At 71.9% G+C, this 11,525-nt stretch carries 7 protein-coding genes and 1 pseudogene; 2 read left to right on the top strand and 6 right to left on the bottom strand.

Annotation, left to right across the window (positions count from 1 at the left end):
- The first annotated feature begins 119 nt into the window (after positions 1-119).
- Positions 120-608, top strand: coding sequence for a hypothetical protein (locus AAEP86_RS11215; RefSeq protein WP_420367415.1), 489 nt, complete (start codon positions 120-122; stop codon positions 606-608).
- A gap of 15 nt (positions 609-623) precedes the next feature.
- Here the strand turns inward: AAEP86_RS11215 and lepA are convergent, their stop codons facing one another.
- Entirely contained in the window at positions 624-2,471 is a 1,848-nt protein-coding gene (lepA, locus tag AAEP86_RS11210; RefSeq protein ID WP_420367414.1) for a translation elongation factor 4, read from the bottom strand.
- Positions 2,472-2,591: 120 nt separating this feature from the next.
- Entirely contained in the window at positions 2,592-3,815 is a 1,224-nt protein-coding gene (locus AAEP86_RS11205; protein WP_420367413.1) for a pyridoxal phosphate-dependent aminotransferase, read from the bottom strand.
- Positions 3,816-4,031: 216 nt separating this feature from the next.
- On the opposite strand from AAEP86_RS11205, the gene rpsT reads away from it, so the two are divergent.
- The gene (rpsT, locus tag AAEP86_RS11200; protein ID WP_420367412.1) at positions 4,032-4,292 is read left to right on the top strand and encodes a 30S ribosomal protein S20; all 261 of its coding nucleotides are present in this window, start codon (positions 4,032-4,034) and stop codon (positions 4,290-4,292) included.
- Between the two features lie 107 nt (positions 4,293-4,399).
- Here rpsT and holA read toward each other — a convergent pair whose 3' ends face one another.
- The 4 genes and pseudogenes from holA to leuS form a co-directional block, all read right to left on the bottom strand.
- Complete coding sequence (holA, locus tag AAEP86_RS11195; RefSeq protein ID WP_420367411.1) at positions 4,400-5,419, bottom strand: DNA polymerase III subunit delta; 1,020 nt, start codon at positions 5,417-5,419, stop codon at positions 4,400-4,402.
- Between the two features lie 563 nt (positions 5,420-5,982).
- A pseudogene (locus AAEP86_RS11190) lies at positions 5,983-7,533 on the bottom strand (ComEC/Rec2 family competence protein); the annotation flags it as partial.
- Positions 7,534-7,835: 302 nt separating this feature from the next.
- Positions 7,836-8,621 (bottom strand): ComEA family DNA-binding protein, encoded by a 786-nt coding sequence (locus tag AAEP86_RS11185; RefSeq protein WP_420367410.1) that lies wholly within the window; start codon positions 8,619-8,621, stop codon positions 7,836-7,838.
- 304 nt (positions 8,622-8,925) lie between these two features.
- Positions 8,926-11,481, bottom strand: coding sequence for a leucine--tRNA ligase (gene leuS / locus AAEP86_RS11180; RefSeq protein ID WP_420367409.1), 2,556 nt, complete (start codon positions 11,479-11,481; stop codon positions 8,926-8,928).
- Positions 11,482-11,525: the final 44 nt, after the last annotated feature.

Genomic DNA, 11,525 nt, shown 5'->3' with positions numbered 1-11,525 from the left:
GTCCGCCGGACGACCGGACGCGGGCTCCTGGCGGCGCGGCTGCGCAGCGCGGCGTCCACTTCCGGCACGCCCCGAACTGGAGGCCCGACACCCGCCCGCAACGCCCCTATCGTTGGTCCGTGTCCCGCCCCACCCCCGACCGCGTCCGGACCGTCGACCGCACGACGGCCGCGTTCGCCGTGCTGACACTGGCGGCGTTCGGGCTCGCCACGAGCGCTCGCGCCGCGGTCGAGTGGGCGACCGCCAGCTCCGCCGCACCGAGCCGGTACGTGTCCGTCCTGCCGGCCGGAGCCGACGGGTTCGACACCGCGAACGCCATCGCGGCCTTCGGGGCGTGCAGCGCGGGAGCGGGAGTGCTCCTGTTCGGGGTGACCCTGGTGCTCGCGGTGCGCCGGCACAGCGCGCGCCGACTCCCGACGGTCCTCGGGCTGGCCACGCTGGCGATGGTCATCGGCGCCGTCGTCGCGGGGTTCGCCGCGGCGCAGCAGCCGGACTACGACGCGGCCGCCGGGCTGGTGGTCCTGCGGACCGCGCTGGCCGGACTGGCTGCTGCGAGCCTCCCGGCCCTCGTGCTGGCCGCCCTGCGGACCCGAGCCCGGCGCGCCTGATCGGTCGGTCGCGCGCTACTTCTTCTTCTCTTCGACGTCGCCGGAGAGCGCCGCGATGAAGGCTTCCTGCGGGACCTCGACGCGACCCACCATCTTCATGCGCTTCTTGCCCTCCTTCTGCTTCTCGAGGAGCTTGCGCTTGCGGGTGATGTCACCGCCGTAGCACTTCGCGAGGACGTCCTTGCGCATCGCGCGGATGCTCTCGCGCGCGATGATGCGCGCGCCGATCGCGGCCTGGATCGGCACCTCGAACTGCTGCCGCGGGATCAGCTTGCGGAGCCGTTCGGTCATCAGCGTGCCGTACGCGTACGCCTTGTCGCGGTGCACGATCGCGCTGAACGCGTCCACCTGCTCGCCCTGCAGCAGGATGTCCACCTTCACGAGGTCCGCCGCCTGGTCGCCGGTCGGTTCGTAGTCGAGCGAGGCGTAGCCCTGCGTCTTGCTCTTGAGCTGGTCGAAGAAGTCGAAGACGATCTCGCCGAGGGGCATCTCGTAGCGGATCTCGACGCGGTCCTCGCCCAGGTACTCCATGCCGAGCAGCGACCCGCGCCGCGCCTGGCACAGCTCCATGATCGCGCCGACGTAGTCCTTCGGGGCGAGGATCGCCGCGCGCACCATGGGCTCGCGGACCTCGACGATGCGACCGCCCGGGAACTCCGACGGGTTCGTCACCTCGGTCGTCGTGTTGTCCTCGTTCGTGACCTCGTAGATCACGCTCGGCGCGGTCGTGATGAGGTCGAGGCCGAACTCGCGGCTCAGGCGCTCCGTGATGATCTCGAGGTGCAGCAGGCCGAGGAAGCCGCAGCGGAAGCCGAAGCCGAGCGCTACGGACGTCTCGGGTTCGTAGACGAGCGCGGCGTCGGACAGCTTGAGCTTGTCGAGCGCCTCACGCAGGTCCGGGTAGTCCGAGCCGTCGATCGGGTACAGCCCCGAGAACACCATCGGCTTCGGGTCCGTGTAGCCGGGCAGCGCCTCGGTCGCGGGCTTCTGCGCCGTCGTGACCGTGTCACCGACCTTCGACTGGCGGACGTCCTTCACGCCCGTGATCAGGTAGCCGACCTCGCCGACGGACAGCCCCTTCGTGGGCTTCGGCTCCGGCGACGACACACCGATCTCGAGGATCTCGTGCGTCGACTTGGTCGACATCATCTGGACCTTCTCGCGCGGGTGGATCGTGCCGTCGATCATCCGCACGTACGTCACCACGCCGCGGTAGCTGTCGTAGACCGAGTCGAAGATCATCGCGCGGGGCGAGGCGTCCACGTCGCCGACCGGACGCGGCACCGTGCGGACCACCCGGTCGAGGAGCTCGGGCACGCCCACACCGGTCTTGCCCGAGACGCGCAGGACGTCCTCCGGCTTGCCACCGATCAGCTGCGCCAGCTCGGCCGCGTACTTGTCCGGGTCGGCCGCGGGCAGGTCGATCTTGTTGAGCACCGGGATGATCTCGAGGTCGTTCTCGAGCGCCAGGTAGAGGTTCGCGAGGGTCTGCGCCTCGATCCCCTGGGCGGCGTCGACCAGGAGGATCGCGCCCTCGCACGCGGCCAGGCTGCGTGACACCTCGTACGAGAAGTCGACGTGACCGGGCGTGTCGATCATGTTGAGCGCGAAGGTCTGTCCGTCCAGCTCCCACGGCATGCGCACGGCCTGCGACTTGATCGTGATGCCGCGTTCGCGCTCGATGTCCATGCGGTCGAGGTACTGCGCGCGCATGGCACGGTCCTCGACGATGCCGGTGATCTGCAGCATGCGGTCCGCCAGCGTCGACTTGCCGTGGTCGATGTGCGCGATGATGCAGAAGTTGCGGATCGACTCGGCCGGAGTCGCGGCGGGCTCGAGCGGGGTGGCTGCTTGTGGGCTCACGGTTCCTCAGGTGGGTCGGACGGACGCACGATTCTCCCACGCTTGCGTGCCCGCCGCTTGCACGACGGGCGGGCTGCGGTCTGGAGGCGCGGTGCGGGCCCGCACCGCGCCTCCCGTCCGTCAGGCGGTCACCGTGACCGGCGAGGGCAGCGCGCCCAGACCGCGACGGAGGTCCGCTGGGCTGGCCGCGAGGCAGACCCGGATCCACCCCTCGCCGGTGCGGCCGAACGCGCTGCCCGGTGCCACCGCGACCCGTTCGCGCTGCAGGAAGGCGAGGGCCCACTCCGCCACGTCCCCCTGGCTGACGTGCGAGACGTCGATCCACAGGTAGAAGGCGCCGCGCGGATCGAGGTAGCGGATGCCGGCGGCGTCGAGCACCTCCTTCGCGACCTCGAGGTTGGCGCGGTAGTGCTCGCGGGCGTCCTGCACGGCCGAGTGGTCGCCGACGATCGCCGCCAGGGCCGCCCACTGGTCGGGTTCGGCGACGCAGCTGATCATCGCCTCCTGGGTGGTGCGCATCGTCGCACCGAGCCCCTCCGGCGTCACCAGGTACCCCACGCGCACCCCGGTCATCGCGTAGGTCTTGCTCAACGAGAACGCCGTGAACACCCGGTCGTCCTCGTCGAGGCTCGCCAGGCTGACGTGCCGGGTGCCGTGGGTGAAGTACTCGTAGACCTCGTCGCTGATCACCCAGAGGTCGTGCCGCTTCGCGAGGGCGAGCAGGTCACGGAGCGTCTGCTCGCCGAACACGGACCCGAGCGGGTTCGACGGCGAGTTCACGACGATCGCCCGGGTGTGCTCGGTGATGCTCGCCTCGAGCGCTCCGAGGTCCGGCTCGAAGTCGTGCTGCGGTTCGAGCCGGTACGGCACCGGCGTCGCACCGAGGATGTGCGCGTTCATCGTGAACGTCGTGTACCCGGGGTCCGGCACGAGGACCTCGTCGCCCGGGGACAGCACGAGGGTCATCGCCTGGAAGAGCGCCTGCGTCGCGCCGACGGTGAGCCAGACCTGCTCGACGTCCACCTCGATGCGGTTCTCACGGCGGAGCTTCTGGCGGATCGCTTCCCGCAGCGGGGCGATGCCGCCGTTCGGGGTGTAGTCGGTGCGGTCCTCGGACCAGGCCCGGCGGGCTGCCTCGCCGATGTGCGGCGCGACGGGGACGTCGGGCTCGCCGATCACCAGCATGGCGACGTCGGGGAGCGCGCTGTGCTCCGGCCCGCTCGTCGGGGTGGTCGTGCCGACGGGGCCGTCGTGGTGCTGTGCGCGGAGGATCGCGGCTTGCTCGAACACCCGTCGGATGCCGGAGGCGGGCACGGTCTCGATCCGAGGTGCGAGGGAGGGCATGCTCGTCACGGTAGCGAACGCGTGTTGCGGCGGGGTTTCCGGCGGTGCCGCCGTCGGGACTCCGGCGTGCCGGTGCTTTGGTCGTGGCCCATCGGGCTGGTAATGTTGCTTGCTGGACTTCCGCGTTCCCCGCCCACGGGTGGAACGCGATGCGACCAAGGGCCCCTCTACCCAGCGGTCGCGACCACCCGTAGAGACGATCAAGGAGCAACACGCATGGCGAACATCAAGTCGCAGATGAAGCGCATCAAGACCAACCTCAAGGCCCAGGAGCGCAACAAGGCGTACCGGTCCGAGCTCAAGACGGTCATCCGTCACACCAACGAGGCCGTCGTCGCCGGCGACAAGGACAAGGCCGTCGCGGCCCTGAACCTCGCCTCGAAGAAGCTCGACAAGGCCGTGAGCAAGGGCGTCATCCACAAGAACCAGGCCGCGAACCGCAAGTCGGCCATCGCGAAGAAGGTCTCGGCGCTCTGATCTGCTGAGTGCTGCACGAAGGCCCCGTACCGGAAGGTGCGGGGCCTTCGTCGTTGCCGGGGCAGGTCGGGCAGGTGGCGGCTCAGCGCAGCCCGCTCGGCCGGCCGTCAGCGGGGCTCGCCGCGCCGCGCGATCGTGCGGACCATGACCTCGAGCGCGTAGTGCGCGTCCCGCGAGCCGCCCTTCACGGCGGTGTCCGCCTCGGCGATGCTGGTGATCGCGTTCGCCAGACCGGCCTCGGTCCACGAGGCCACGTCGCGCTGCGCCCGCTGCACCTGCCACGGCGCCATGCCGAGCGCCGACGCCGCCTGGCCGCTCGGGCCACGGAAGGCACTCACCTTCGCCATCGTGCGGATCTTGCTCGCGAACGCCGCGACGATCGGCACCGGAGCCTCGCCGGTCGACAGCGCGTGCCGGAGCTCGACGATCGCCGGCGCGGAACGACCAGCCAGGGCGATGTCGGCCACCTTGAAGGCGTTCGTCTCGACGCGGCCGCCGTAGTACTTGTCGACGACACTGTCCGTGATCTCCTCGGCCTCGTCGGCGAGGAGCTGCCGGCACGCAGCGGCGAGCTCGGCCAGGTCGTCGGCGAACGCCGCCACGAGGGTCCGGACCGCGGACGGAGCGATCTTCCGGCGCGCGGCGCGGAACTCCGCCTGGACGAAGTCGATCCGGTCGGTCTCACGCTTGAGTTCGTCGCACTGCACCTCGATCCCGCCGCCGACGCCGCTCCGGATCGTGTCGAGGAGCTTCTTGCCCCGCACGCCACCGCCGTGTCGGAGCACCAGCGTGACGTCGTCCGCGGGGGCACCGAGGTACGAGATCGTCTCGGTGATGAAGGCGTCCGTGCACTTCTCGACGTTCGTGACGCGGACCAGCCGGGGCTCGCCGAACAGCGACGGACTCGCGAGCGTGGCGAGGAGCCCTGGCGCGTACTGGTCGGCTTCGAGATCGTGCACCTCGAGCGCCGGGTCCTCACCGACGAGCAGGTCACGCAGGACGCTGCTGGCGCGTTCGGCCAGGAAGGTCTCGGGGCCGGTGACGAGCACCACGGGCGCGGGTCGGATGCCCGACCACGGCACCTGGTCGATCTTCGCCGCGGCGCGGACGGGCTTCTTGGCGGCCATGCCTCGATCCTACGGGCGACCGCCGACCCCGACCGCTCCGTCCACACCCGCAGGCGGTCCGGACCGTCGCGACCGACGACGACGGTTCCGTGACGGTCCGTCCGGTACGCCGTCGTGCCGGCCGCCTCGAGCATCGACAGGGCCGATCGGGTCGGGTGCCCGTAGGTGTTCCCCACGCCGACGCCGATCAGCCCGACCGTGGCGGCCGTCCGCCGGTACAGCAGCGGGTCCTGGTCCGCCGAGCCGTGGTGTGCGACCTTCACGACCTCGGCTTGGTCGGTGCCACCCGCCCGGAGGCGACGCTGCGCGGTCTCGCCCAGGTCCCCGAGGAAGAGCCCGGACAGGCACGTCGAGCACCCTGGGCCCGCGTCGGTCCGCAGGACGAGGCTCGCGTCGTTGCCGGCACCACCGTCGGCCGCCCGGGGCCACAGCACCCGCCACCGGAGCCCTCCGAGTGTGCCGCTGGTCGAGTCGTCGGCGCGACGGACGTCGGCCCCGGCACGGCGGAGGGAACGCACGACCCGCTCGTCAGCAGGACGGGCGGTCGGGCCGACGAGGGCCGTCGTCACGCGCTGCGCCACGGTGTCGACGGCGCCGACGTGGTCGCGGTCGAAGTGGGTCACGACGAGGAGGTCGATCCGGTCGACGGCGAGGAGGTCGAGACACGCCTCCAGCCGCTCGGGGTCGTCACCCGTGTCCAGCAACGCGATGCCGTCGTGGTCCGTCGCTCCCCCGCGGACCAGCACGGCGTCACCCTGACCGACGTCGCACGCCGCCACCGACCACGCCGACGGCAGTCCCGCGCGCACCACGAGCCGGGGCACGGCGACGACCGCCACCCCGATCGCGCCGACGACAGCGGCGAGCAGGAGGAACCGGAACCGCGCCGGAGGCGGCACGATGACCGCGACCGCGACGCTGGCGCTCACGACTCCGGCGGCCGTCGCGCCACCGCCGCCCGCGGGCCACGGCACCGAGGCGAGGGGCATCGCGGCGGCACCGTGGGCGATGGCACCGATCGCACTCGCGGGCGCCCAGGCCACCCCTGCGAGGACACCGCCCGCCCACGGCCACGGCCCCGCGAGCACGCACGCGGCGAGTCCGACCACCGTGACCACGGGTGCGAGGGGCTCCGTGAGCAGGTTCGCCGGTACCGCGTACGTGGGGACCGCCGCGGAGAGCGGGATCGTCGCCGGCCAGCAGGCGAGCTGCGCTGCGACCGGGACGGCGAGGGCCGCGGCGACGGGCGTCCAGAGGCGCCGGGCGAGGATCGCGGTCATCGGCGGGCCGAGGACCACGATGCCGGTGGTCGCGAGCACCGAGAGGACGAACGCGGACGACCGTGCGTACCAGGGGTCGACGACGAGCATGCCGACCACGGCGACGGCGATGAGCGGGACCCCGCGCACCGGTCGTCCGGTGAGGTGGACCAGCAGCACGAGGACGGCCATCACCGACGCCCGCACGATCGACGGGTCCGGCCGGACGAGGACGACGAACGCGAGCAGCAGCACCACGGCGGTGCCGGCCCGGACGTGTCGCGGGAGTCCGACAGCGCGACCGAGCAGGACGACCAGACCGACGACCACGGCGCAGTTCGATCCGGAGACCGCGGTCAGGTGGGTCAGCGCCGAGGTCTCCATGGCCGCTTCCGTCGCCGGGTCGAGCCCGCTCCGGTCGCCGATCGCGAGGCCGCGGAGGAGCGACCCGCCGGGCTCGGGCAGCGGTGCGGTGACGTCGACGAAGGCGGCGCGTGCGCGATCGGTGACGGCGAGGAGCCCGGTCGGTGGCTGCACCGCCACCGCACCGCGGAGGAAGACGACGTACGACGTCGAGCCTCCGGGTTCGTCGGGCTGCAGTGCGGCCGATGCGGTGAGCCTGGTGCCGGCGGCCAACCGCTCGACGCCGCCGGAGCCATCCGGATTGACGGCGTCCCGGTGCGCCGGGACCACCCGGACCGGTACGCGCAGCCCCCGGGTCTCGTCGACCCGGTCGAGGGTCCCGAGGACGGAGCGCGCTCCCGGTGGGAGGTCACGGGTGAGGACGAGTCCGACCGACCGGGTGCCGTCTCCGACCGCTGCGAGTGCCTCAGGACTGCGACGCTGGTCGCCCATCAGCACCGCGACCGCGAACAGGGCGCACAGCGCGGCCGTCGTCAGCACGAGCGTGGCGGCCCCGGCCCGCGCGGTCCGGGGCCCGCGACCGCGCCCGCTCGCGCCCCCGCCCACGGGCTGGACCGCGGGCCGTGGGCGCGCCGACAGCACCACCGACGCCACGCCGACCACCACGCTCCCGACCAGCGCCGGACCCGCTGCCCGCGGCGCACCGACGAGCACCGCGACCCCGACCCACGCGACCGCCGCCGGCACCGCGAGCCGCAGGTCGGCGAGCCGCGGCGTGAGGTCGACCGCCACCGTCAGACCCGCACACGATCACGGAGGTCGGCGAACCGGCCGCCGCCGATGCCGCTCACGTCGAGCAGGTCCTCGACCGCGCTGAAGCGCCCGTGTTCCTCGCGCCAGGCGAGGATCCGTCCGGCCAGCGCCGGTCCGATGCCGGGCAGCGTCTCGAGTGCCGCCTGGTCGGCCGTGTTGAGGTCGACGACCCCTACCGCCCCGGCTGCGCTCCCACCCGCGTCGCCGCCGCCCGCTGCTCCGCCGACGCCCGGGGTCCCGCCGGCACCGGCAGATCCGGCGGAGCCTGCCGCCCCGCCAGGAGCCCCCGCCCCGTCGCCAGCCCCCGCCGGGCCGTCGACCACCTCGGGCAGGTCGGTCTCCCCGGTCCGCGGCACGTACAAGCGTTCCCCGTCGACGACCACCCGGGCGAGGTTCAGCCGGGTCAGGTCGGCGTCGGGCACCGCTCCCCCGGCGCGCTCGATCGCGACCGCCACTCGACTCCCGGCGCCGAGCGACACCACGCCGGGGCGTTCCACCGCCCCGACGACGTGCACGACGACCGGCGACGGCGGAGCCGACGCTCCGTCGGCGGGACTCGTCGCGCCGGTGGTGCCGTCGGTCGATGGACCGGCGCTCGCACCAGGCCCGACGGACGGTGCGCTCGTCACGCTGAGCGAGTCGCCACCGGCTCCTCCGCGACCGACCGGACCGGCGCCTCCCGACCACGCCCCGAGCAGCACCACGAGCACGGCGACCGCGACGACCGCCGCCGCCAGCAGGACGGCGGCCCGCGGCGACAACGACACGTGCGCCAGTCGCGCCCACGGCGCCGACGGCGCCGACACCGGCCCCACCGACGACGCGGGCAGCGCGACCGAAGCCGCCGACGGCGCACCAGCACCCACGCCAGCACCAGCACCAGCGGCCGTTCCAGCACCAGCGCCACCACCCACGTCCGCACCAGCACTCACACCGGCATCGGCACCCGCACCCGCACCCGCACCCGACCGAGACGACATGCCGGAACGCTACGGAGCCCGGCCGTCCGACCGGGCTCCGCACGTCACACCGGTGGAGGAACCACCACGGGACATCCCTGTGGAGGAGGCGCTACCCCTTGATCGCGATGTTCACGAGCTTCGGGGCCCGCACGATGACCTTCACGACCTCGCGCTCCCCGATGTACCGCTGCACGTTCGCCGACGCCCGGGCCATCGCCTCGAGCTCCGCCGGGTCGATCGACTTCGACACCTCGAACGAGTCTCGGACCTTCCCGTTCACCTGCACGACGGCGGTGAGGGTCTCCTGCACGAGCAGGGTCGGGTCGGCCTTGCGCCAGCCGTACGTGGCGACGGTGGCCTCGTAGCCCAGCTTCTCCCACATCTCCTCGCCGGTGTACGGCGCGAAGACGCTGAGGCCGAGCGCGATGGTCTCGACGGCCTCGCGCACGGCGGGGTCGCCCGCGCCGGGACCGCTGTCGATGGCCTTGCGCGTCACGTTCACCAGGTCCATGAGCCGCGCGATGACGACGTTGAACTTGAACGACTCCATCATCCCGGGCGCATCGGCGAGGAAGCGGTGGGTCGCCTGCCGGAGCGCGCGGTCGCCCTCGGCCCAGACGACGTCCTTCGAGGACGTGACGTCGAGTGCGAGCCGGTACGCGCGGGCGAGGAAGCGTGCCGATGCGGACGGGGAGACGTCCTCCCAGTTGATGTCGTCCTCCGGCGGCCCGGCGAAGCCCATCACGAGGCGGATCGCGTCGACACCGTTCGCGTCGAGCTCGTCACCGAGGGAGACGCCACCCTTCGACTTCGACATCTTCGAGCCGCCCGACAGCACCATGCCCTGGTTGAGCAGCGCCGAGAACGGCTCGGTGAAGTCGAGGTAGTCGAGGTCGAACAGCACCTTCGTCACGAAGCGTGCGTACAGCAGGTGCAGGATCGCGTGCTCGATGCCGCCGATGTACTGGTCGACCGGCGCCCACTTCCGCGCGACGGCCGGGTCGAAGGCCTGCGTGTCGTCGTTCGCGGCGAGGAAGCGCAGGAAGTACCACGACGAGTCGACGAAGGTGTCCATCGTGTCGGTGTCGCGGAGCGCCGGCGTGCCGTCCACGGGGTTCGGCACGTGCAGCCACTCGGTCGCACCGCCGAGCGGCGAGGTGCCCTTCGGCTTGAGGTCGAGCCCCTCGGTGTCGGGCAGGCGCACCGGCAGCTGGTCGAGCGGGACCGGGTGCTCGGTGCCGTCGGCGCCGTGGATGATCGGGATCGGGGTGCCCCAGAACCGCTGCCGCGAGATGAGCCAGTCGCGCAGGCGGTAGGTCTTCGCGGCGCGACCGGTGCCGCGTTCCTCGAGCAGGCGGATCGCGGCGCTGATGGCGTGCTGCTTCGACATGCCGTCGAGCGACCCGGAGTTGATCATCCGGCCCTGGCCCGTCAGCGCCTCACCGGTCGAGACCGGGTCGAGCACGGGCAGGTCGAAGTCGTCGAGCGTCGCGCCCTCGGGGATCACCGGGATCGCGCCGGTGACCGCGGCGTTGGTGTCGACGACGACCTTGACCGGCAGGTCGAACTGCCGCGCGAAGTCGAGGTCGCGCTGGTCGTGCGCGGGCACGGCCATGACCGCACCGTGGCCGTAGTCGGCGAGCACGTAGTCAGCGGCCCAGATCGGCAGTCGCTCCCCCGTCAGCGGGTGGATCGCGAAGCGCCCGAGCGGCACGCCCGTCTTCGGGCGGTCGGCGTTCTGGCGGTCGATCTCCGAGGTCTTCTGCGTCGCCGTCAGGTACGCGTCGAACGCAGCACGCACGTCATCAGGGGCAGAGGAGACCAGCGAGGCCGCCAGGTCGGAGTCCGGCGCCACCACGAGGAACGTGACCCCGTGGATCGTGTCCGGCCGCGTGGTGAAGACCGTGACGGGTTCGTCGCGCCCCTCGATGACGAAGTCGACGTCGGCACCGACGGAGCGGCCGATCCAGTTGCGCTGCTGCGCGATGACCTTCGCCGGCCACCGCCCCTCGAGCTGGTTCAGGTCGTCGAGCAGGCGGTCGGCGTACTCCGTGATCTTGAAGTACCACTGCGTGAGCTTCTTCTTCACGACGACGGCGCCGGAGCGGTCCGAGGTGCCGTCGGGCAGGACCTGCTCGTTGGCGAGCACGGTCTGGTCCACCGGGTCCCAGTTGACCCAGCTGTCCTTCCGGTAGGCCAGGCCCTTCTCGTACATCTTGAGGAAGAGCCACTGGTTCCACTTGTAGTACTCGGGGTCCGAGGTGTGGATCTCGGTGGTCCAGTCGAACGAGGGCGCGTACCGCTTGAAGGACGCCTTCTGCTGCTCGATGTTCGCGTAGGTCCAGTCCTTCGGGTCGACCCCGCGCTTGATCGCCGCGTTCTCGGCGGGCAGTCCGAAGGAGTCCCAACCGATCGGGTGGAGCACGTTGAAGCCCTGCTGCCGCCAGTAGCGCGCCACGAAGTCGCCGAGCGCCCAGTTCTCGGCGTGGCCCATGTGCAGGTCGCCGGAGGGGTACGGGAACATCTCGAGGATGTACTTCCGCGGACGGGTGTCGTCGAGGTCCGTCGTGAAGAGACCGAGCTCCTCCCAGCGGGGCTGCCACTTCTCCTGGAGACGACGGAAGTCGTAGGCGTTCGGGTCCTCGGGGTGCTGCTCGGTGGTCACGGAACTCTCAATCGGTCTGGGAGGCACGGCGCACGTCCGTCGGA

Origin of the sequence: Curtobacterium sp. L1-20, assembly GCF_048755855.1 — a bacterium.
Taxonomy (GTDB): domain Bacteria; phylum Actinomycetota; class Actinomycetes; order Actinomycetales; family Microbacteriaceae; genus Curtobacterium.
Note: the sequence above shows the minus strand (reverse complement) of the source record. Positions and strands in the feature narration are given on the sequence as shown.

Bases quoted from the DNA above. Each gene is read 5' to 3' on its own strand.
- AAEP86_RS11205 (WP_420367413.1), bottom strand. From the start codon at position 3,815: ATGCCCTCCCTCGCACCTCGGATCGAGACCGTGCCCGCCTCCGGCATC.
- rpsT (WP_420367412.1), top strand. From the start codon at position 4,032: ATGGCGAACATCAAGTCGCAGATGAAGCGCATCAAGACCAACCTCAAG.
- holA (WP_420367411.1), bottom strand. From the start codon at position 5,419: ATGGCCGCCAAGAAGCCCGTCCGCGCCGCGGCGAAGATCGACCAGGTG.